General features: G+C 59.1%; 14 protein-coding genes. 6 read left to right on the top strand and 8 right to left on the bottom strand.

What is annotated here, in order from left to right:
- Positions 1-90 precede the first annotated feature (90 nt).
- Both AC1AWD_RS07990 and AC1AWD_RS07985 read left to right on the top strand, forming a co-directional pair.
- Positions 91-1992 (top strand): DUF4422 domain-containing protein, encoded by a 1902-nt coding sequence (locus AC1AWD_RS07990; RefSeq protein WP_476565402.1) that lies wholly within the window; start codon positions 91-93, stop codon positions 1990-1992.
- A gap of 246 nt (positions 1993-2238) precedes the next feature.
- Positions 2239-3687: a sialate O-acetylesterase gene (locus tag AC1AWD_RS07985; protein WP_476565400.1), complete on the top strand. Its 1449-nt coding sequence runs from the start codon at positions 2239-2241 to the stop codon at positions 3685-3687.
- Here the strand turns inward: AC1AWD_RS07985 and AC1AWD_RS07980 are convergent.
- From AC1AWD_RS07980 to rfbA, 4 genes are all read right to left on the bottom strand, one after another.
- Positions 3674-4822, bottom strand: coding sequence for an acyltransferase (locus tag AC1AWD_RS07980; protein ID WP_476565398.1), 1149 nt, complete (start codon positions 4820-4822; stop codon positions 3674-3676). The genes AC1AWD_RS07985 and AC1AWD_RS07980 overlap by 14 nt on opposite strands.
- Entirely contained in the window at positions 4815-7253 is a 2439-nt protein-coding gene (locus tag AC1AWD_RS07975; RefSeq protein WP_476565396.1) for a YfhO family protein, read from the bottom strand. Before AC1AWD_RS07975 ends, AC1AWD_RS07980 begins: the two co-directional genes overlap by 8 nt.
- 63 nt (positions 7254-7316) lie before the next feature.
- A complete protein-coding gene (locus AC1AWD_RS07970; RefSeq protein WP_476565394.1) occupies positions 7317-9761 on the bottom strand; it encodes a glycosyltransferase family 2 protein in 2445 nt (814 codons plus the stop codon).
- 115 nt (positions 9762-9876) lie between these two features.
- Entirely contained in the window at positions 9877-10764 is an 888-nt protein-coding gene (gene rfbA, locus AC1AWD_RS07965; RefSeq protein WP_476565392.1) for a glucose-1-phosphate thymidylyltransferase RfbA, read from the bottom strand.
- 220 nt (positions 10765-10984) lie between these two features.
- On the opposite strand from rfbA, the gene AC1AWD_RS07960 reads away from it, so the two are divergent.
- The 3 genes from AC1AWD_RS07960 (at position 10985) to AC1AWD_RS07950 (ending at position 17962) form a co-directional block, all read left to right on the top strand.
- Positions 10985-14029 (top strand): DUF4422 domain-containing protein, encoded by a 3045-nt coding sequence (locus tag AC1AWD_RS07960; protein ID WP_476565390.1) that lies wholly within the window; start codon positions 10985-10987, stop codon positions 14027-14029.
- A 360-nt stretch (positions 14030-14389) separates the two neighbouring features.
- Positions 14390-15523: a tyrosine-type recombinase/integrase gene (locus tag AC1AWD_RS07955; RefSeq protein ID WP_476565388.1), complete on the top strand. Its 1134-nt coding sequence runs from the start codon at positions 14390-14392 to the stop codon at positions 15521-15523.
- A gap of 546 nt (positions 15524-16069) precedes the next feature.
- Positions 16070-17962, top strand: a complete 1893-nt coding sequence (locus AC1AWD_RS07950; RefSeq protein ID WP_476565386.1) for an InlB B-repeat-containing protein — start codon at positions 16070-16072, stop codon at positions 17960-17962.
- A gap of 572 nt (positions 17963-18534) precedes the next feature.
- Here the strand turns inward: AC1AWD_RS07950 and AC1AWD_RS07945 are convergent.
- The 4 genes from AC1AWD_RS07945 to AC1AWD_RS07930 form a co-directional block, all read right to left on the bottom strand.
- Entirely contained in the window at positions 18535-19722 is a 1188-nt protein-coding gene (locus AC1AWD_RS07945; RefSeq protein ID WP_476565384.1) for an InlB B-repeat-containing protein, read from the bottom strand.
- Entirely contained in the window at positions 19670-20275 is a 606-nt protein-coding gene (locus tag AC1AWD_RS07940) for a hypothetical protein (protein ID WP_476565382.1), read from the bottom strand. Before AC1AWD_RS07940 ends, AC1AWD_RS07945 begins: the two co-directional genes overlap by 53 nt.
- 384 nt (positions 20276-20659) lie before the next feature.
- Positions 20660-22042, bottom strand: a complete 1383-nt coding sequence (locus AC1AWD_RS07935) for an RNA-binding domain-containing protein (RefSeq protein ID WP_476565380.1) — start codon at positions 22040-22042, stop codon at positions 20660-20662.
- A gap of 349 nt (positions 22043-22391) precedes the next feature.
- Positions 22392-23918, bottom strand: coding sequence for an ATP-binding protein (locus AC1AWD_RS07930; protein ID WP_476565378.1), 1527 nt, complete (start codon positions 23916-23918; stop codon positions 22392-22394).
- Between the two features lie 251 nt (positions 23919-24169).
- Between AC1AWD_RS07930 and AC1AWD_RS07925 the strand changes: the two genes are divergently transcribed.
- A partial coding sequence (locus tag AC1AWD_RS07925; RefSeq protein WP_476565377.1) for an InlB B-repeat-containing protein occupies positions 24170-24644 on the top strand: 475 nt, incomplete at its 3' end.

Genomic DNA, 24644 nt, shown 5'->3' with positions numbered 1-24644 from the left:
GACATTCTCATATATTCTAGTGGGGAACGTGTATTTGCGATACCAGTCGCATTCGTTGAAGCATTGTAATATGAGTAAGGCGGAATTCCCATGGCTCTCACAGCTCGGCAGCAGGACGCTCGCATCAAGATTTTCGTCAGCGCGCATAAGCCGGCGCAATTCCCCGAAGGCGATTGCATTCTTCCGATTCAGGTGGGCGCGGCGCAGGCGGCGACCCGTTTCGAAAACACGCTGCATGATGACGAGGGCGACAATATTTCCACGAAGAACCCGATGTACTGCGAACTGACCGCACAGTATTGGGCGTGGAAGAACATGGATGCCGATTATTACGGTTTCTGCCATTACCGCCGCTATTTCGATTTTTCCGATACTGAGCATGCGCAGAATGATTACGGCGAAATCATCGATACGTATATTGATGAACGTACGATCGCCAAATACGGTTTGGACGATGCGTCGATCGCCCGCGCGGTGCATGGTTGGGATGTGATCACGTCGCCGTTGAATGATGTGCGTCGATTCGGCGGTTTCCATGATCTGAAGGATCATTGGAACGCCGACAGGCATCTGCGATTGGCCGATCTGCGCCACATGTATGACATCCTGTGCCAGCGTCACCCGGATTACAGGCAGGATGCCGATGCTGTGCTGAATGGCCGTACGGCGGCGTTCTGCAATATGTTCATCATGCGTAAGGATATTTTCCGCGCGTATAACGAATGGCTGTTCCCGCTGTTGGACGAATTCGCGGCAAACACAAACATGGATCGTGCCGACGTGCAGACGCTGCGCACGGTGGGCCATCTTTCCGAGCGTCTTCTCAATGTGTTTTTGATGCATCACCGTCGTATCGGCACAGGCTGGCGTATGCGCCAACTGCAGTGTGTGCATTTCGAGCACCCTGAACCGCCGCAGCGGCTGCTGCCGCTTTCCGATGCGGTGATCTCGGTCAACGGCAGGCCTGTCGTTCCGGTGGTGTTCGCCGCCGACGACAATTATGTGCCGATGCTGGCCACGACGATTCATTCGATGCTGAGCAACGCATCATCGGACCGTCATTACGACGTCATTGTTTTGGAGCGCAACATCAGCGCCGCCAACAAGCAGGCCCTCGTCGATTTCTTCGGCGATTACGCGAACGCGACCGTGCGTTTCCATGACGTGAGTCGTCAGATCGATGGATTCAACCTGACGACCAGCAATGCGCATATCAGCATCGAAACGTACTACCGGTTCATCATCCAGGAGGCGTTGCCGTTCTACGCCAAGATCCTGTACCTCGACTGTGATCTGGTGGTCAATGGCAATGTCGCCGAACTGTTCGACACGGAGTTGGGCGACGCCGCGATCGGCGCGGTCAAGGACGTCGATTTTCTTGGCAATCTCAACATGAAGGACGGCAAACGCGCTGCATACGCCGCCCAGAAGCTGCATATGCGCAATCCGTACGACTATTTCCAGGCCGGCGTGCTGGTGATGAATCTCAAACGCATGCGTAAGATCCATACCGTGCGCCAGTGGCTGCAGATCGCTTCGCAGCCGGGATTCATCTATAACGATCAGGACATTCTGAACATGGAATGCGAGGGGTCCGTCCGCCATCTGGATTATTCGTGGAATGTAATGCATGACTGCGCCGACCGCGTACAGGGCGTGTTCGCTTTCGCGCCTGCCCCGGAATTCAAGGCGTATCAGGAATCGCGTAAGGCGCCGCACATCGTGCATTATGCCGGTTTCGACAAGCCGTGGAAGAACCCGTGGTGCGATTTCGCCACGTTGTATTGGCGGTATGTGCAGGCGACGCCGTTCGTGATGCAGATGACCGCCGCCATGGCCGGCGTGGCCAAACCGCAGCCAGTACGGCATCATGAGCGCGTGATCGCCGAGGACAGTCCGTTGCGCAGGTATGCGGATGTGATTGCCCCGAGCGGCTCCAAGCAGCGTGAACTATTGAAGGTCGTCGCACGCAAGGTGCAGGGTAAAGAGTAAGTGCTACTGTCGTAACGGATATACGTACCTTTTGACTACAGCACCAGTTACAGCATTATGAGACCGTATTTGGATAAATTCCGCCGACATTCAATCACGATCGTCATCGTCGCACTCGTGATGACGATCGTAACCGCGTTAGCGCTTTTCCTTCCAGGCCGGTCTATCATCTCCCAAGCCAACGATACCCCCGGAACCGTCAATGCTTCCGCCACGGTCTCGCTACCAAATTATTACCTGCCCGGCATGGTGGTGCAACGTAACAAACCGATCATCATCAAGGGATCCGCCGATGCCGGCACGCAGCTGACAATCTCGTTGAAGGATGACGGCAATGCCGTTTCCTCCACGACCATCGCCGCCGACGACAACGGCGTATTCCGTGCCTCGCTACCGCAGCTGGACGGTCGATCCCGGCCGTATCAGCTGACGATTGCCAGCGGCGGCACGGTACTGTATCGAATCAAGCAAGTGTATGTGGGCGACGTGTTCGTAGCGGCCGGCCAGTCGAATATGGAATTGAATTACTTCGATTATTACGATAAGGACGGCGAATCCGCGCAAGAGAACATTGATGATGACATCATCGACAATCTTCCTGAAACCATCGACGATAAACTGGTTCGCTTCATCGTCACAGCCCACGAAACCACTTCCTCCGACAAACGCGATACGTCCAGTTCGCAAGGCACGACCACGCCCAATCCCGGCAATGACGCCGATCATGAAAGCGACATCTCTGTAGACGATTTTCCCCTACGCGACTATCAGAATGGAATATGGCTCCCAGCCACTTCTGAAAATTCATCGTATTTGGGATATCTGCCGCAGCTGTTCGCACAGGAGCTTCGCGACAAAGACAGCGATATCCCCGTGGGCATTATCCAAACGGCTTGGGGCGGTACGTATATTGCACGCCATATGAAGGGCGGCGATATTTACGACACTCACATCGCACCGTTGGAAGGCATCAACATCGCTGGCATCCTGTGGTATCAGGGCGAAAACGATGCCGCCACGGATGCAACGGCCATCACGTATTTACAGCATTTCACGACATTGATCGATGATTACCGGGCAACGTTCAATGATGCCGATCTGCCGTTCCTGTACGTTCAGCTTTCACGATATGCAAATCATTCGGATACTCCCATGATCAGACAGGCGCAATTGGATGCATTACGCACCGTTGACAACAGCGATACCGTCGGCATGACCGTGTCGATTGACACCGATAAAGGCACGCAATCCAGTATTCACCCGCTTGGTAAAGACATTCTGGCGGAACGCATGGCACGGCAATGGTTTGCCATACAGGAAAACGATTCAATCCCCTCCGGCCCGCTCGTCGATTATGCGACGGTTCACGGTTCGACTGTACGTATCTATTTCAAGGAAGGTACCAGCGACGGCCTGCAGGCCATGCAGCCGATTCGAGAGACATGGGCGCCTTCGTGGAATGTCGCAATCCCAGATGAGCAGGCCGATGCTTTGACCGGCTTTGAAATCGCCGGTAAAGACGGAAAATTCCATGACGCGACCGCTACGATTACCGATGATTACATAACGATTCAAGCGGACAGCGACGATGTTCGTCAGATTCGATATCTGTGGGATCCGTCTCCTCAGGATAAGACGCTGCTGTATAACGACGATTCTCTACCGGCCAGTCCTTTTACGATTACCGTCGAATAGTTCGGCCAGCCGCAGCAACCGCCGTACGGCAGCAACGCCATATCGGCCGCACGACCAACGCATCCATTATGAAGGAAATCACTCCCAATACGATGAATAGCACGAGCGTCTCCAACAGCATATATGCAGCGGCTTGAAGCATGCCGCCAGGTTTCGGCACGGCTCTGGAGACCATAGACCAGATAAGTCCGGCTGCAATCGGCTGTTGATGAATCAGATAAATGCCGAATGTGGTGGACGCGACCGCATTCACCACGACAGGTTTCAATGCGACGAACCGTGAGTGTGCAGATGAGGCATGCACGGGACCAAACAGCAGGCTGTTCCGTGCGAGCAGCGTAAAAGCCAATGATGCGGCGCCTAGCGCGAATACCGGCAACGATCCGTATATGGAGCGCGGCTGCCAGGCAAAGAATCGCGCAGGAGCAATCTGGTGCTGGGCAGACCAGAGAAAAGCAGTCAGCAATGCGAAGCCGGCCATTATCGACACGATAAGCCATCCGACGCCGCCCCACCGCAGACAGTCGCTCCGATAGCGGCGAATGTATCCGCCGATCAGATATCCGGTGATGGCGTACACTGCGGTCGTCCACTGCAATCCGTTGTAGGCGAATCCCATAAACGTCACATACGGCAACACGCCAAGCGATATCAGTCCTATGATCGCGCGACGGACCGTGCGTCGATCATATCGGTCGATCAGCATATTCAGTACCGGCGAAACCATCAGCATCAGCACATATGCGGTTATGAACCAGTACATGTTGTTGATCACCGGCAGCAACGAACGATATATATCCTTGACGGATACGTCCACGCCCAAAAGCAGTCCGACGATCAGGCAGACGAAGCTGTAACAGAACGTTTGCACGATCGTTTTGCCGATACGCCACGCACTGAATGGTTTGTCGACCAGGAAATAACCCGAGAGCAGGAAGAACAGCGATACGCCGAACTGCCCGGCATACTGGTCGTAGGCCAGGGCCAATGTGCCGATCCAGTCCGCACGCTGTTCCAACCCCCAACCGTTGTAGGCGGTCAGATGGCAACTGACGATCAACAGCATGGCCAGGATTCGCAGCCATTCGAAACGACTGTCACGCGACTGCGTTTTCCCGTTCTTCACATCAGGCATCGTTTTTTTGCCTTTCAATACACGCCTGCACTTTGCGATCAATCATTCGGCTGCATGCCGCCAGTATCACCAGCACGACGAAACTTCCCGCACAAACGCCAAGGAACACTCGTAGAGAGGAAGATTCGTAGCGCAATTCGACGGTGTGCTCGCCTGCCGGCACTTCGATGGCACGGACCAGACCATTCGCCTTATATACCGGCACACGTTCACCGTCGACATACGCCGCCCAATTGCCGTCATTGTATTCATTCACCACAACGTATCGGGATTCGTCCGTCGTTGTAGTGAACGACATTGTTCCGTCACGCTCGGTGGCGATGTCAGAAACGCCCTCTCCTGCCTGCAATGCGCCTTGTCCGACGCCCGCGGTGTCCGGAGCGCCGGATTCCTGCGAGAAATACACGGATCCGGCAACATATTCATCTGCCATCGCATCGATGACGGCATCTTCGTCCGACAGAACGTTCACGCTGGTCGCCAGCTGGACCTGCGGCGCGTATTCGTCCAATTCATGCACGGTCAGACCGTCACCGCCGCTGTACTCATTCACACAGGATGCTTCCACCACGGCATCAGGCTGTTCGCCTTCCATGGTGAACACATATTTCACGCCCAGATATTTCAGTAGGTTGACGTTATCGATATCGCTGAAATTCGGCAGCGTCGGAGACATGGAGTACGCATCGTCGTTAATGGCCGTATAGTACGCAACGACATCGGGATTGGTGAATACGAATCCGTGACCACGAATATCGCGGATATCGTAATACATGTTCTCCGAAGCGAAATAATCCCATGCAGGGGTTGCCCCCACCGTTTTCTCCTGCCCGGTGGTATGGCTCTGCACATATCGCAGCGTGCCCGTCGCCTGTGGTATCGAGGATGCGCTTTTATCGATCATCGGCAGGTACTGTGAAGCAAAATACCCCATGTCAACGGATACCGTGCAGAACAATGCCGCCGTGCATGCCATCGACACCACTTTTCGTCCACTGACGGTACGTGCCAACACGATCAAGACGAACACCGCCGCCACACCGCAAGCGATCCATATCTGCAGCGGCCCATAAGTGGATTGGTCCCTCAATGGCCAGACACGCCACAGCACGATACCGAATACCGCCGTGGAAACGCCGGCCGCGATCCAATACGGTATGCGGTCGCGCATGGAATTGAACGCTCGTACCAGCAGATCGTCCGCATTGATACCGGCAAGCACCGATAACGTGAAATTCAGCACGACGATAATGCGGTATTTCAGCGAGCTGTTGACCACCGGCAGGTGGCTGTATACGGGCGTCAGCACATCGGTGAAGATCAGCAGCAGCAGCACAATCGTGGTGATGCCGAAGAACATCGCACGCGGTTTTTTGCGTAGATTGACTACTGTGAACGTCACCAGAAGCACGGCCAGCACGCCGGTGTACAACGTCGACTCGTTGAAATGCATGTTCGCACTGGTCGGCAGATATGGGAACAACAGTGTTTTCAGCTGCGACAACGGCAGTTTCGACAGACTGTAGTCTCCTCGGGAATCGCTGTATCCATTGCTTCCCACCGTGGTCAGCAAGCCACCGGTATACGGCAGTGACAGCAGCACGCCCAGCACGACGGCCAACGCGAAACCACACCAATACGCCAACAACGATTTCCATTGCCTCCAATACGTGCGAGTTCCATACACCACCACGTAAACGCCCGCCAGATACATGAAATACGCGGCGAACGTAGGCATACCGGCGACCAGCATTAGGAACAGCACAACTCCGAAACCCAGGAACAGCAACAGACGGAATCGCGCAAGAGCCTTATCAAGCAGCAGGAAGAGCAACGGCGCATACATGGCGACCTCGCTGTGCGGCCAACCCTGCCAAGCGATCAACGCCGAAGCCAACGCATACGAAGTCGCCGCCACGAACGCGCCGCGGAAAGTGTATCCAAGCTGACGGATAAACAGGTACATCGCGCCGAAAGCCACCAATACTTTGATGACGGAAATCAACGGCATGGCCCAATCCATCGGCAGCACGTATAGGTAGTTCAACGGCGAAAAATACAGATTCACGCCCATCGAACCGCCAATGCCCCATGTCGGCAGCCAATCCAGGAAGGCGAAATCGTGGAAGGCATAGTATGCGATTGGAATAATGTTGTCGGCGGTATCCGACAAGATCAACGGCCCCTGCACGGCAACGCCCTCGCCGGCGAACGGCGTGTGCGCATATGAGAAATTCGTATAGGACAGTTTCCAATCGCCGAAAATCATGTCACGATAGGTGATGCAAACGATGAAAATCAGACCGAACAGCACCGCCCCGGATTGTATTGCGCGCCGGTGGCGACGACACCATGGCCTCTTGGCATCACGCGCATCGATGTCACACGAGTTGACGTCATGCTGGGAGTCGCCGTCGATTATGCGATTCATATTCCTCCATCGCTGCGCGGTGCGATGCCTCCGCATACCGGCATCACAGCATCAGCATTGCTATCAGTGCATTATTTTGAAATGGCCATCATACTGGTCGAGATTGATGTTGAAGAATTTCCCTCGCTCCAGCGCGGACCATTTGTCGAAGAAGCGGAATTTCTCCCGTTCCATACGACGCTGTTTGACCGGATCGAGATCGTCTCGGCCACGGCTGCTGCTTTCGCGATGATACAACGTCGCCTCCGGACAGAAAACCGTATTCCATCCGGCCTGTTCCGCTTTCAGACATAGGTCGATGTCGCTGAACGACACGGCCAGGTCTTCGTCAAAGCCACCGATCGCATCAAAAACCCGACGGCTGATCATCTGGCAGGCGCCTGTGACAGCGGCACAGTCCGAGGGAAACCGAAGCGTGTTCATGTAGCCGTTGTCGTATTGGGTGAAGTTCTGGTTGATGTAGAAGCAGCCACCGGGAACGGCCCAGATGCCGCCGTGCTGAAGCAGACCGTCGTAGTTGTACAGTTTCGCACCGGCCACGCCCACATCAGGTCGTGCGAACATCCCCGCCATCGCGCTTAGCCATTCCGGTGCGATCACTTCGGTATCGTTGTTCAGGAACAGCAGCAACTCACCTTTCGCATACCGGGCACCGAAATTGCAGATGGCCGAATAGTTGAATTCGTGATGCGGCCAGGTCACCACATGGACCTGCGGGAACTCCTTCTGAATCCGCTCATAATATTCAAAAGTGCTTTTCTCCGTGCTGTTGTTTTCCACGCAGATAATTTCATAATCCGCATATTCGGTTCGGTCGACCACCGACCGTATGCATGTATCCAACATGTCGGCATGGTCTTTGGTCGGTATGACAATGCTGACCTTGGGCGCATAATCGTACCGTACACGGTAGGCGCATGCCAGTTCATGGTTTTCGACGTGCGCCGGAATCCCGACCCTGTCGAAATGCGCCTGCAACGCCTTACGCCCTGCCTCCACCGTGTAGGGCTTGGCGCCGAAATCGCTGCTCGTGGAAGCCTCATGCTCACGCCAGTGGTACAGCATATGCGGCACATTATGGATTTCACGCGCCACTTCACTGCATTTCAGGGTCAGATCGTAGTCCTGAGCACCATCGACCTCACTGGTGGACGGCGTGACATGCTGCCATACATGCCGACTGATCATCAGCATATGCGTGATGTAATTGTGGGAGTACAACAAATCGGGATTGAACGCCGGTTTGAAGGTCGGCCATTCGTAATGGTCCCCCTTAAGATGGTCCTCGTCGCAATACAGCAAATCTGTCTGCGGGTGTTCCCTCACAACGGACATGTATCGATACAACGCATCAGGCTCGATCGTGTCATCATGGTCGACGAACGCGATATAATCGCCGCTTGTCTGTTCGATGCCAATATTGGTATTACCGGAGATACCTTGATTTTCTACGGTGATTACACGAATACGCGCTTCGTCGGCATAGTCATGCAGCACAGCGTCCACTTCAGGACATTCGCCGCTGGCATTGACCAGAACCAGTTCAAAACGGTCATAGGACTGAGCCAAGACCGATTCGATCATTGCACGAAAATACTGGGCTTTTGGACGGTACACAGGCGTGACGATGCTGACCGTCGGGCAGTCCTTCCACGTAGCTATCAGTTCACGCTGGCATAGCAAGTCGGCTGGGGTTGCGCGATGCCGAATGAACCATTCCAAATACCGAGGGTCCTGCGAAGCATGTTTCAAGCCTTCAATGCCTGCGTTCAAGAACGATTCGGTCTGAGCCGGCAACAGGCAGGTGAAGCATCCCTCCGCAGCGCTTTGCCCGCGACCGCGCACGGCAATGCATACGGTAAGATCCGTACGATGCAGGGTTACGGAATAGGTCAACTCACGCAGCGTATTCCCTCGATCCCGAGAATCCGGCACGATGTCATCTTCCAAAAGCAGAGGCGCGCCACCGATCGGATTGGCAGCCGCATCCAATACCGTCGCCTCATATTCCATGCCTTCCGTATACGGCACGGTCGCATGGAAGCGGCATACCATATCGCGCTCTCCGAGCGGATAAATACCGGTGACGTATGCGTATGGCTGTCCGCTTAAACGTCGCTGGTCGATGCCGCGGATCGTCGCGGCGAACTGCGGCCTCCTTCGGTAGGTCAAACGCGAACGAATCTTCGTTTCGAGAGGCTTGAAGGGGAATCCCCACACTGGCGTCGTCAGATCATTGGTATCATACACGTCCACTTGCAACGCGGTACCGTCCAACAACGGTACCGCGATCACCAGCTGTCGTTCCGACCCTGTGTACATGCCCGCCGCAGCGGCTACGGTCACGTCATCTCCAGGCAGAAGCATGTCATATACCGCGCAGGGAATTCTCCGGCCATTGGATGCCACCGCCGAGGCGACATATCGGCGTCCGTCCGACTCCGATACCAGTACGTTCACGTACCCTTTGCCGTCACCGCGGCACAGGCCAGTAATACGAAAACCCATAGATTCGTCTCCTATACACCTACCGTTGGCATCATTCGCAGAACATGACGGCCCGACATGCAATGGTACGAGTCCACGCATGGCCGACGGAACACATCGGACGGCCGTCACAGTCCTACCTTTTGATGAAACGCTCCTGCGCGACCTGCAGAAGATGCCGGCCATAATTCGATTTGCCATATGTTTCAGCGGCCTTCATCAAGGTTTCCTTGGAAATCCAACGATGCTCATATGCAATTTCCTCCGGAACGGAAATCGGCAGACTCTGCGAGCGCTCCACCGAACGCACGAATTCCCCCGCTTCATACAGCGATTCCATCGTGCCCGTGTCCAGCCATGCATAGCCGCGTCCCAAAGTGCTGACCTGCAATGATCCGTCTTCCAAATACATACGATTCAGGTCGGTGATTTCAAGTTCGCCACGCGCCGACGGACGCACCTGCTTGGCGAAGTCGACCACTCGGCTGTCATAAAAATACAGGCCTGTGACGGCATAATTTGATTTCGGGCGAACCGGTTTTTCCTCAATGGACACGGCTTTCCCCTCATCGTCGAATTCAATGACGCCGAAGCGTTCCGGATCGTCGACGTAGTAGCCGAATACGGTGGACAGCCCGTTGCCGGCTGCCATGACGGCGTTCTCCAAATGTTTCGATAGTCCGTTGCCATAGAAGATGTTGTCGCCCAACACCAGTGCGCAGGCATCGCCGTCGATGAATTCTTCGCCGAGCAGGAACGCCTGCGCCAAACCGTCAGGGGAAGGCTGCACCTTGTAGCTCAGCCTCAGGCCGAAGCGGGAGCCATCGCCGAGAAGACGCTTGAAATTGGGAAGATCGAACGGAGTGGAGATGATGAGGATGTCGCGAATGCCCGCCAGCATCAACGTCGACAGCGGATAATAGATCATCGGCTTGTCATATACCGGAAGAAGCTGCTTCGAAGTGACGGACGTCAATGGATACAGGCGTGTGCCGGATCCACCCGCCAAGATAATGCCCTTCATATGTGGCTCCTTTTCAAGTCGCAAGGTTTCCCGTGCCGAATATCGCCGACGTCGTGCCGACACGTGGAAATTGTACGTCACAGGCGGGTCTCTTCCTCTGGAATGCAATACGTTCCGTCGAATCCCATTCGCATGCCTACCAAATCGCCTATACTGACAACGATAGCCGCATTTCATGAGATGTTGAACCATCTGCGAATGTTTCCCGAAACGAGGATTTATGCCAACCATTTCCATCGTCGTGCCCGCCTATAATAAGGCGCCTTATTTGTCGTCATGTTTGGACAGTTTGGAGCGGCAGACATTCCGCGATCTTGAAATCATCGTAGTTGACGACTGCAGCTCCGACGATACTGTGGCCACCGTGCAGCGCCATATCGAACGGGATCCGCGTGTGCATCTCATCGAGCAGCCGATGAACCAGGGTACGCTTGCATCCCGCGTGACCGGCGCTTTGCGTACTACCGGCGATTACGTGACTTTCATGGATCAGGATGATGAGCTTATGCCGACGGCATGCGAGCAGGCCATTCACATGCTGATGCACGAGCCGGTGGATATTCTGCATTTCGGTGTCCGCGTGGATGCCGCCAACGCGTTGGCGGAGGATGCGGCAGCGGGCATGACCGGCTATATGAATCCCGAGCCTCGTCGTTTGTATGGTTCGGAAATTTTGACCACCGTGTTTTCGGATTCCGGATATGACTGGAATGTGCATCATAAGTTCTATTCGGGAGATGTGCTGCGCACAGCATTGCGGGATCTTCCGATTCCTCGTCTGACCCGGCCGGATGATGCGTATATTTATTTCGCCATCGCGGATCATGCGTCGACATACCGAGCGATTGATCATGCGCAGTGGTACGTGTATCACCTTGGCCGTGGGGTCACTCTCGGAAACGAGCTTGACCTGCCTACTTTTGAAGACATCAGCGCGCAGGATGCGAAGGCCCTGAGCCTGGTCCGCGATTATGTGAACGGCCATGGCCGTTCCTCTTCTCAATTGGAAGCGTTGCGACAGCTGCAGATCAAGCTCGTCGAGCATACGCTGAACGAATGGAAGGACAATATTGCCGAGGGACAGAAGCGCGAAGCTTTTGCCTCAATCACCCGGCACTGGGACCCCGTGCCTGTGGCAGGCGAGCTATACCGCTTCCTGCGCGACGAGGCTTTCCACACCACACAGACATTAGGATTGCCAGACCATGACATCCATGCCCGCATGGCTGATTTGTGCCGAGATCTCATCGAAACACTCGATGTGCCGCAGGAGGACATTGCGGCAAATCAGCATGCCGGGGAACTGCATAGTCAGGCCCTTCAGCAGCTGGGCCGCCTACAGCAGGCCCTCAACCGACGCGAAGCATACGACAGGCAGCGGATACGTCTATTCGTCACCACGCATAAGGATGTCGACACCCCGGGCTGCGACATGTTACAGCCCGTTCAGGTGGGCATGGCCGTCAATGGCTACCGTCTGGGGCACATGCTCCATGACGACGAGGGCGAGAACATCTCCGCGAAGAACCCAATGTACTGCGAACTGACCACGCAGTACTGGGCGTGGAAGAACGTGGACGCCGACTATTACGGTTTCTGCCATTACCGCCGCTATTTCGATTTCTCTGACACGGAGCATGAGGAGAACCCGTACGGCGAGATCATGGATGATTACATTGATGATGATGCCATACGCGAATACGGTTTGGATGATGCCACCATTGCGAAGGCGGTGGAAGGCTATGACGTGATCACCACGCGTTATGGCAATCTGGAAGAGATCATTGATGGCCATGGCACCCCGAAGGCCGTGTGGGAGGCTGCTCCTCGTCTGGTGGATGAGGATTTACACCGCATGTATGACATTCTGTGTGAGCTGCATCCGGATTATAAGCAAGATGCAATCGCCTTCCTGAACGGCAATACTTCATGCTTCTGCAACATGTTCATCATGCGCAAGGCGATCTTCCAGGAGTATTGCGCGTGGCTGTTCCCGCTGCTGGAGGAGTTCGAGCATCGTACCGACATGTCTCGCTACAGCAAGGAGGCGCTGCGCACGCCGGGCCATCTTGCGGAGCGTCTGCTGAACATCTACTTGATGCACCAGCAGCGCATGGGCGCCGATTGGCGCACGAAGGAGCTGCAGTGCGTGCATTTCACACATCCGGAGCCGCAGGAGACGCTGATGCCGTTGACCGGCATCCCGTCGACGCATCCAATCGTGCCGGTGGTGTTCGCCGCGGACGACAACTATGTGCCGCAGTTGACCACGACGATCTATTCGGCGATGCTGAACGCTTCGCCGGAGCGCCATTACGATGTGGTGGTGCTGCAGCGCAACATCGGCGGCGACAAGCAGGAGCGCATGCGCGCGTTCTTCAAGCAGTTCCCGTACATGACGTTGCGGTTCATCAACGTGGACCGTCTGGTCTCGGGCGTGAAGCTGACGACGAACAACGCGCACATCAGCGTGGAGACGTACTACCGTTTCCTGATCCAGCAGGTGCTGCCGTTCTACGACAAGGTGCTGTACCTGGATTCCGACATCGTGATCAACGGCGATATCGCCGAACTGTTCGACACGGAGCTGGGCGACGACCTGCTGGCCGCCGCGCATGACATCGACTTCCTCGGCAACCTGAATGTGAAGCATGGCTTGCGCACCGACTATGCCAAGAACGTGCTGCATATGAAGGATCCGTACCGGTATTTCCAGGCGGGCGTGCTGGTGTTGAACACGCGTGCGATGCGCGAGCATTATTCGATGGACGAATGGCTGCGGTTCGCGTCGAATCCCGACTATATCTACAACGACCAGGATGTGCTGAACGTGCATTGCGAAGGCCGCGTGCGCTTCCTGGATTGGGATTGGAACGTGATGCACGATTGCAGCGGACGCGTGGGCAACGTGTTCTCGTTGGCGCCGAACGACGCGTTCGACGCGTATATGGATTCCCGTAATCATCCGAGGATCATCCATTATGCCGGCTATCAGAAGCCGTGGGTGGATCCCGACTGTGATTTCGCCAGCACGTATTGGCATTATGCACGTGAGACGCCGTTCTTCGAACGTCTGCTGAAGAAGGTGGTGAAGGCGAACACTCCGAAGGTGGTGGAAGTCGTTCCCGGCGTGAACCGTCATCATGAGCGCGCCATCGGCGAGCAAAGCGCTTTGCGCAATGTAATCGACCCGATTCTGCCACTCGGCTCGAAACGTCGTGAGGCCGTGAAGGCCGTGGGCCGTCTGCTGCGCGGCAAGCACTGATATACGGCATGCGACACAGCCGATAACATCCATCGGCATTGTCCCCAGATAAGGGCTGATACGGATTCGTCCGTTTTCAGCCCTTTGTTTTTGTACCGAACGGCATCCAGAACCATGTCGAATCACATCCGCGACCTGCGCCCATGCCACCGGCACGACAAAGACGCACTGTTTCCCTCCCCCGCTGCGATAATGCTTTATCGTGGCGTAATGGCGCGCGTTTGGATTGACGATCTTTGGCTGAAGAGCGATCATGGGGTTCCACCTTCTTCAACGGCGAAGCGGTCGCTTGCTTCGGCGAGCGACCCATTGCGGGCGCAGGTGCCTGACCGGTGGCGTTCGTCGCGTTTTGGGCATGGCATGCGTTGGCGCTGCCGCTGGTACACCGTTGAGGACGGTCTGCGCCGGCAGCATTCGAAGGCGTTTGCGAAGCTGGCGGAGGCGGAGGCTTTCCAGGCCGCGATGGAGGATGACGTGCGCAGTGGCCGCTACGCGGATCCGAATGATGCGCGCCGCAGATTCAAGGATGTGGCCGACATGTGGTTGCGTTCGAAGAATAATGTGAGCGAGGGTGTACGCGCGCGTTATGAGTGTGAATTGCGCGTATATGTGAATCCACGTTGGCAGGATGTTCCTATTGGCGCGATTACGATGGATGGCATCTCCCGTTGGGTGGCGGATTTGTCGACCGGCAATTATCCGGCGAATCTGCATCGCGGCCAGAAGCCGAAGCCCCTTTCGCCCCGTTCCGTGAAAAGCATTGTGAAGGTCGTGTTTGCCGGCGTGCTCGACTATGCCGTGAAGGCACGGTTTCTTACAGCGAATCCCGCGCGCGACATTCCCATTCCGAAAAGCGAATACCGTGATCTGGTGTTTCTGGATATTCACGAGATCGAAATGCTGGCCGATGCGGCGCAGGAAGTCGGCCGTCCCGTGGACGCGCTGATCATTCGTTTCCAAAGCTATGTGGGCACGCGCATCAACGAGACGTTTGCATTGCAGGTCGGCGATCTGGATCTGTATAACAGAACGGCACGCATCCGCCGCACGTGGAAGAACAGTGCGACGGTGCAACGGCTTGGCCCGCCGAAGTCCGGCAGGGCGCGCACGGTGGCGATTCCTCAGTTTTTGATTAAGCCATTACGCGAGCAGATCAAGGGGCAGCCGGATACGGCATACGTGTTTCGTTCCATAAAGGGATCGCACATCAATGATCACAATTGGCGACGCAAGATTTGGAAGGCAGCGGTAAAGAAGGCCGGCTTGCAGGATGTGGAGGGGCTGACGCCACATAGTCTGCGCCATTCGTATGCCGCGATTGCGATCAAGGCCGGCGCCGACGTGAAGATTCTGCAGCGTCAAATGGGCCATTCGTCGGCAACATTGACGTTGGACGTATACGGCTTCCTGTTCCCCGAACGTTTGGACCAAGTGGCTTCGGCCGTCGATGCGGTACGCACCGCGGCCATACTGTCCGGCCGTAAACGTCCGTAGGGAGCGGACGCATGAGAGGTTCCCCAAGCAAAGGCACCGCCATGATATGACAGGAGCCGCGCATGGTTGCCTGAACGGGCTTGCCTGCATCGTGTGCATATCGTGTCTGCGCCCGGCATGCAGGACCTTTGACCGCGGAACTCATACGTTGCCGTCTTTTCGATTGGCGACACGACTTTCCTGCCTACCAAAATCCGCCACGATGACGCCCATTCATCGTATGAGACGGAGAATCGTACAAAAGAAGGGACAGCGCCCCGACCGGGTTTTTCACTGCCATCGTGTCCAGTCGTGGCTGCAATTAGGTTACGTCGTCACATACGATTCACCAATGTTCGTTTTTCTTTCCGGCACCCCATAGCCTAGAAAGAAAGGTTCCTGGAGATGACAGGAAACACGAAGATTTGGCGCGCCCCGCTCGCCGGTCTGGCCTCCGTCGCGATGATCGCGACCATGGGCATGGCCGCCGCGACCGCGAACGCCGCCTCGGACGTCGAATCGACGACGTTCGTTCCGGCCGAGACCGCCGCCACCTACACCCTGACCGTGAACGCGAACGGCGGAAAGTTCTCCGATGCCGCCGGATACAAGAGCTCCGTCGAAAACGCCATCACCGGCAGCGACGACAAGGTGACGTTCAACAGCACCGACACCGTGGCGACCATCACGAACGTGCCGGCCAATGTCAGCAGCTCCGTTGCCCAGGCGATCTTCCCGACCTCTGCCGCGGTCGTCTATGACGGACGCGGAACGTCCGGCTTCTACACCGCGCAGTCCCTGGGCTCCGGCTCCCGTCTGGACAATTCCAAGGGCTTCACCCTGTCGGGCGACGCCACCGTGTACGCGCACTGGTACGTGGACCGCGAGAAGGTGACCGTAACCTTCGGCAACCAGGGCAGCGCAGTGCTGGCCCCGGGCGACACCCTGACCGACTGGCAGATCCCGGCCGTGACGGACAACACCCGCGCAGGCGACTACTGGCAGACCGCTGACGGCGTCCAGGTGACCACCTCCACCGTGTTCGAAAAAACGGCCACGCTGACCCCGCACCTCCTGGACTCCATCACCGTCACGTATGCGAAGACCACGGCTGACGGCAGCGCGTCCGTGACCCCCGCCACGCAGATCGTGGTCGCGGGCAAGGCGTTCGCGCCCGCCGCCACCGCCACGCTGTCCGGCAACGTTTTCGTCGGCTGGTACCAGGCCAAGGACGGCGGCTCCACCGCCGCTGATGATGACGCTCTGGCTTCCGAACCGTTCGACTTCGACAAGGGCTCCACGACCGACGTCACGCTGTTCGCCAAGTTCGACACGGCCCCGGCCGACACCACGTACGACGTGACCTACAAGCTGGCCAAGGGCGGCGCCGTCTACGGCACCGACACCGTGTACAACAACGGCAAGTCCACGCTGAACCTGCCCCCGGCCCCGACCGATCCGACGAATCAGGGACGCGAGTTCAAGAACTGGAAGAACGATAGCGGCGATGCCGACTATGATTTCGACGAGGTCGTGACCGGTGACCTCACCCTGTACGCCGTGTGGGGCGAGCCGACCGTGATCGCCGAGAAGAAGGCCACATTCGACCCGAACTACTCCGGCTCCAACGTCATCGAGGTCACCTCGAACGCCGACGGCACGTTCACCGCGCCGTCCGTCGAACGCGACGGCTACGTCCTGTCCGGCTGGGTCAAGGACAACGCCTCCGGCACAACCCCGGACTTCGACGCCGACAAGACCGACTATGCGGGCGGCTCCAAGTTCTACGCCGTGTGGGTCCGTGAGGGCGTCGACGCGTTCACGGCCGCCAAGACCAAGATCACCGACACCAGCTACTTCACCGCCGATTCCGTGGCCGCCTACAACAAGGCCTTCAACGAAGCCGCGACGAAGTACACGGCCGTGGATAAGGACTCCACCGCGGCCGAGATCGCCGAGGCGACCAAGGCCTATCAGGCCGCGCAGGCGCTCCTGGTCGTGAAGACCAGCGAGACCGCCCCGGTGTACCGCGTGTACAACAAGGCCGACAACAAGCACCTGTACACGTCCAACCACGCCGAGGCCCTGAGCCTGATCGCGGGCGGCTGGCGTGACGAGGGCGTCGCCTACTACACGCTCGACGCCGATCTGGATGGTACCACCCTGGTGTCTTCCGGCCTGTACACTCCGGTGTACCGCCTGTACGACAAGCCGGCGAACCGCCACTTCTACACTGCAGACCAGGACGAGTACGAGAGCCTGGTGAAGTCCGGCTGGCGTGACGAGGGCATCGCCTATTACGCCCGCACGCAGGGCGGCGTGGCCGTGTACCGCGCGTACAGCCCGTCCCGCTACGAGCACCTGTTCACCACGAGCGAGACGGAGTACGAGACCGCGACGACAGCTCAGGGCGAGGGCTGGTACCGCGCCGAGAACATCGCGTTCTACACCGAGAAGTGACGACGTGACGCCGGTATCATGCCGGTGATCGTCCGAGAAGACGGAAGGGTGTTCCCCCTTGGATCTGATTCCAAAGGGGAACACCCTTCTCGTATGTTCGGGGCTCCTGTTCGACATCACTAGGCCGAATCCTCATGAAGCAGTGGAGGAACAGGGAATCCCCGAGGAATAATCTCCCCTCTCGCATTGTCATCTGCGTCATTCAAGAAGCATGCGTTTGGAAACGCCTCCATAAGCGGAAGACATGCGGCCCGTGGAGACGGACACGGCGAACGCATCCTCGTAGGCAACGCCAATAGTGTCCAGAGACGGTCGAGGAACGGAATCGGTGCACTAAAGGCGAAAATTACGAAGAGAGGGGTTTCTTCTTGGAAGTCTTTTCCCAAGGAGAAACCCCTCTCTTCGCATGCCGCAGCTGTTCAAGAGCTCTGACATGGCGACGATGGATGGGCTCAGTCGTATGTGAATACGCGAAAAGGGTGTTCCCCCTTGGAATCAGATCCAAAGGGGAACACCCTTCCGTCATGTCAGCGGACAGTCGGCCTCACGGCCGGCGTCACGGCGTCACGGCGTCACTTCTCGGTGTAGAAGCCGATGTTCTCGGCGCGGTACCAGCCCTCGCCGGTCGCGGTCGTCGCCGTCTCGTACTCCGCTTCGCTCGTGGTGAACAGGTGCTCGTAGCGCGACGGGCTGTACGCGCGGTACACGGCCACGCCGCCCTGCGTGCGGGCGTAGTACGCCACGCCCTCGTCACGCCAGCCGCCCGCGATCAGGCCCAGGGCCTCGGCCTTGCCGGACGTGTACAGGTGCTTGTTGTCGGCCTTGTTGTACACGCGGTACACCGGGGCGGTCTCGCTGGTCTTCACGACCAGGAGCGCCTGCGCGGCCTGGAACGCCTCGGTCGCCTCGGTCAGCTCGTCATCGCTCAGCTTGGAGCCGTCAAGCGGATCGCCGGTCAGGTCGTACTTCTCGACGGCCGCTTTGTAGGCCTTCTTGTAGGAGTTCAGGGAGTCCTTGGTGAACACGTCCGTCTGGCCGGAGAGGTCGGTGGCGGCCTCATCAAAATCAGAGACGGCAATCTTCTGCCACTTGGCATAGAAGGTGGTATTTTCACTGACGGACTTCGGGAAAATAACGAGGTTGCCGCTGCCATCGGTGCCGTTGTCGTACCAGCCCTTGAACTCGTAACCTTCACGGACCGGAGCGGCCGGTGCGGAGACCTTATTGTCGGCATCCGCCGTGACCTTGGTGATGGCACCGCCGACATAGTTCTCATCGAACGTCACGGTGTACTGTCCGACCGTGGGATCACCCCACACGGCGTACAACGTGATGGCGCCGAGCCCCGGAGCGGACCAGGCGTACTCGTCGGCGGCCTGGGATTCAGCTGTGTCAGTGCCCTTCTTGTCCGCGGTGGTCCAGTACAAGAACGGACGGCCCTTCTCGTCATCCGGGTCGGTCGGTGCCGGCGGCTCGGACACCTGGGCGCCCTTGGCGACCTTGTCCGTGCCGTACGTGGTATAGCCAGTAGTGTTGTAGTCGAACGTGACCGTCCAGGTGCCGCTGTCCGGGGTGCCGTACATCGTATACAGCGTCGTATCTCCGGCAACGCCCTTCGACGAGTCGAACACAGTCAGTTCGGAATCCTCAACTGTTCCATTCTTTTCACCTGCGTCAGTCCACGTCGCCCAAGCGTAGAATGCACTTTCACCCTTCTTGGCGGTCGTGGTCGGGGTGGTGAAAGCGGTGTTCTTCAACACATGCAAAGCTGCTGGAGTCTGAGCTGAAGTAGTATCTCCATTGAGATCGAACGAGACAGTCGCGTAATCGCCGTACACCGGGTACAGTCACATCATCGCTCGTGTCCACAGTAGACAGGTCCATCGGTTCGGTGGCGGACTTGCTCGTGGCCCAGCCCCTCACCTGGTAGACGGCGGTGTCGATCTTCACCCAAGATGGGATGTCCCAGGAGGCCAGCTTGTCGCCCTTCACCAAGGTCACGGTGGAGGCGGCATCATTGCCGGTGTTGTCGCACGCGCCCGTGAACGTCACGGTGGACGCGCCCAGGTCGCCGTCGCTCCAGCGGGCCTTGACGGTCACGTCGCCGGTCACCGTCGTGTCGGACTTGAAGCGGCTGCCGCCGACCGTCCAGTACACGAACGTACGCGCAGAACTCTCGGTGATGCCCTCCGGCTTCGTCGACGTGCCCATGTCGCTTCCAAGGAACGTGGCCAGAGACGTGCCAGCCGGCACGTTCTCGATGGTGGCGGTCGTGGCATCTTCCTTGGTCTTGGTATCCCAGCTGAGCTCCATGCCGTTATGGGAAGCGTCGCCCTCACCGTCATTCGGGGTAGAGTCGACGTTGGTCGTCAAAAGGTTGGTGAGGGTGTCGCCAAGCTTGCCATTCGCCTTATCGGCGTCGATGGTGACCGTGTATTTCGCTGTGCCCTGCGTCGGCTCGAAGGCCGCGTTCGCGGTCGCCGAACCCGCGCAGGAAACAGGACCCCATCCGGCAGCGGGGAAGACCGCGCGAACGGAACGGCGACGGCATCCGGCGAAAAGAGGCGATCGGCCGGATCACGGCTCCGCATAGCCGGACACACGCCGGGCGGCCACGGCCGTCCTGCCGGACTCCCCACGACGAAGCGTCTCGGACGGGCGGTGGCCGGATCATGCCGGCCCGCCGGCCCCACGCGGTCAGGCCATTCTGTAACGACGGTTCCTGGTCTGGCCCACGGCAACCAGACTGCCGTCACGGACCCGGGCCGCGAGCCAACGGCGCACAACCCGGACGCTCTCGCCCGTCGATTCCGCGACCTGGGCCGTGGTGATCTCCCGATGGTCCCTGAACAGGGCGGCCACGGCGGCGGCGATGTCGGAGCCCCGGCCGCCGTCGCCCGTGTTTCCCGCCACCGGCCGCGTGGGCACGAACGCGGTGAAGACGAGACCGTCGCGGAAGGACGGGGTCCCGCCGGAATACATGCGCGTGTACTTCACGAGGTTGCGCACGCCGCTGCCGAGCTCCTCGGCAAGCCCGATCTGCGTGAACACGTCCGCGATGATCGGGTTCTTCGGCACCGGGGTGAAGCTGCCCAGGTCGAGGCTGCCCTCGAACGCGGGACGGCTCGCGTTTCGCGTCTCCACGCCGTCCCCGGTGACCGTGATCTGCGCGGGCACCGGGCTGGAATACTCCCTGTGGACAAGGACGTTCGACACAAGCTCGCGGATGATCCTGTCCCTCGGGCTGACCGCGACATCGCCGTCCAGGCGGAATCGGTCGGGCAGGGCCTTGCGCAGGAACGCGGCGAGCAGGTCGTACGCGTCGATGAGGTTCGTCCGCACGGTCAGGCGGTCGTCGTAGCGGTCCGTGTCGTCACGCCGCACCACGGCGTCGACGCCGTATGCGGGCAGCATGTCGGCGATCACGTCGTCGCGCCCGGCCAGCAGCACCGCCGCCAGGTTCAGGCCCTCGGTCCCGCCGCCGTAGTCGCGGGTGTACAGACGGGCGCTGTGCAGCAGGGCGTCGTCGTCCATGCCGAGCCAGGGATGGTCCACGTTCTTCATGCCGGCCATCCTCCGGATCCGTTCCAGCAGGCCCGGATCGAGGTCCGCCGGGGTCAGGCCGGGGCATATCCTGCGTTCGGTGAAGATGTTCTGCTTGCGGATGTACATCTGCGTGATCTGCATCTCCCCGTCGATGCGCTTGTCCGCGTCAGCGGCCCGGTCCCACACCTGTCCCTTGTAGCGGAACACGGACGAGTTCATCGGCACCCACACGCGGATCACGGTCCTGCCGTCGTAGTCGAACCGTTCGGTCTCCACCAACAGCGTCGGCGAGAACGAGTTGGGATTGCCCGCGACGTTCGCGATATTGCGTTCGATGGACGCCGCGGCCTCCGCCGGCACGCCCGCGACCGAACCGTCGTCCAGGACGCCCAGATACACGGAGCCGCCCGCATGGTTGGCGAACGAGCAGATTGTCTCGAACACGTCCGGCGCGGGATTGCCTCCGCAACGCTTGAACTCCACGGTGGAGGTCTCGCCGTGGCGAAGCACCTCCTCGAACTCTTTCCTGTTCATCAGCGTCCTCCATGACACAAGACCGACGGCATTCCGCCCATTCGACCACCGATTCTACCCATTCGACCAATCATTCTCCACATTCGACCGCACGATTGTTCCGACGGACTCCATGAAACATCCGTTTTCCTTGATGTTCCGCCGATCCATCGCATCCGGCCGGCCGTTCTTTCAATTCGACCAATCATTCTCCACATTCGACCAAGCGGACCGAATTCGCCGGGGATGTGTTCCGTCAAGCCGTTTTCGGCTTCCGCCGGCGTCCCGCCGCCTAGCCCCGTATGCCCTCACCGCCTGTTGCCATACACCGGCATGAGGGCCGACAGTCCCGCCGAGGACGGCGCGGCCGTCATCGGCGATCGCCGGGAAACGCGGGAGCGCCGCGCAGGTAGCGGCGCAGCCTGCTGGACGCGGGCGCGGTCGCCAACACGGCGCCGTTGCCGACCAGCCTGCGCAACGCCTTGCGCACGCTCTGCAAGCCCAGTCCCGTCATCTGCGCGATCTCGCGCGCGGACCGCTCCTCCGTGTCGGACAGGCAGCCGAGGATCCTCCGCTCGTTGCCGGAAAACGCGGCGGGCGTGCGGTTCGCGCCATCCTGCCGCGGCGTCGGCATGGACGGGATCGCGGGGCGGCACAGCGTGACCTTGAACCGGTCGGGACGCGCCTCGAACCCGGGCTCGTCCAGGCCGATGCGCCGCATCTCGCGGATGACCATCGGGATGCCGGTGCCGCCGCCCTCGACCGTCACCGCGTTCCCGTGCGCGTACGGCGTCTCGTACATCAGGCGCATGAGCGTCGCGTTGCGGCAGCGGGACTCCCCGTCGCCGATCGTGTCAAGCGTGACGCCGCCCCACAGGCCGCCGGGGCTGACGACCTCGACCCGGTCCGGGTACACGTCCACCGTGACGGAACGCCCCTGGAAACGAGCGTCGTATTCACGATGCACGACCGCGTTCGCGATCACCTCGCGCAGCACCTCGCGGGGAATCTCCGGGCCGCGCACCGCGCCGGCCCCGGACACGACCGTCACGGTGCGCAGGTTGCGCGCCACGGCCTCGACCGCCTGCCCGATCGCGTCGGGCATGCTTCCCTCGCACAACACGCGGTCCGTGAACCGCGGCCCCTCGGGGACTGGGCCCTCGACGTCGGAGTGGGCCATGACGTCGATGAGCAGCTTCGGGTAGAACTGCTGCGGGTACCGGCCCAATGCCAGCAGCCCCGCCAGACGGATCCCGCCGTCGCGGTCGGTCACGTTCAGCCGCTCCAATCCCTCGGCCGCGTCGGCGACGCCGGCCAGCGCGCGGGACCCCTTGCACGACTCCAGCAGGAGCCTGACCGCGTCCCCGTCCAGGTCGGACACGTCGGCCTCGCCGACGACCTGCCGGTCCGCGGGGCTCGGCGTGAACGCGTTCTCGAACTCGTACACCTCGACCGCGGTCAGCCGCACGTCACGGTCGTCCACACGACGATAGCCGCCCGCGCACGGGCCCTTCGCCGTCACATAGCACGGCTTCTGCCCGACGGGATTCTCCCGCACGTCGACCATCAGGAACGGCATGCCGTACGCCGTGCAGCGCGACACCTCGTATTCGGGAGGATTCGTCAACCGCGCGCCCTGCGCGCCGCCGTCGCCCATGCCCTGCGTGAACTGTGCCACGACCCGGTTCGCGTCGAACCCCTCGACCGGACGGAACCCGGCGTCCTCGCTCACGCCCAACAGGAGAACGCCGCCGTTCGTGTTCGCGAACGCGCTCACGCTCTCCCACACGCTCGCGCCCAACGACGTCGCGCACGACTTCGCCTCGAACCGGCCATCGTCGTTGCCCTGCCCGCGCAGACGCTCCAGCACGCGCACGGCCTCGTCATCCGTCCACATCGTCCCCACCGCCCCTCGCCGCACGGCGTCCTCGAACCGACGCCGCTCACTATACGCTCACTTCCATTTCAGTGTATGGTCACTATATCATCACTGTACGTCAGTGTACGGTCATGGCGTGGAGCGCGCCTTCACGCGGACGGCCGCCGGGACGCACGGCCGTGCGGCGTCCCGCAGGAGGACTGCGCTCCGCTCCGCGGGGGTTGTCGCCCAAGTGTTTCCCGTGGCCTAGAAAGAAAGGTTTTCTGAAGATGACAGGAAACACGAAGATTTGGCGCGCCCCGCTCGCCGGTCTGGCCTCCGTCGCGATGATCGCGACCATGGGCATGGCCGCCGCCACCGCGAACGCGGCCGGCGAACCGACGTTCAAGGCCACGTACGACACGAACGGCCGCGGCACGGTCACGAACACTACCAATAATCTGACATACAGCGCTACTGCCTCCCAGTCGTATCGCATTCCCGCACAGACCCCGAGCGGCGTCGGCAACGACTGGACGTTCACCGGCTGGTACACCGAGCCCGAGCTGGGCAAGGGCGAGAAGGTCGACTTCACCGCTCCGCACTACGGCGACATCACCGTGTACGCGCACTGGGCGAAGACCTCCGACGTGAAGACCATCACGTTCACGGACAACTCCTACGCGAAATTCGCCGACACCGACCAGGACGGCACCGCCAACCAGCCTGCCGACCGTGTCGTGAAGCTGGCCCCGGGCGACAAGC

This window comes from Bifidobacterium sp. LH_512 (assembly GCF_056356435.1).
This window is presented reverse-complemented; position numbering and strand designations above follow the sequence as displayed.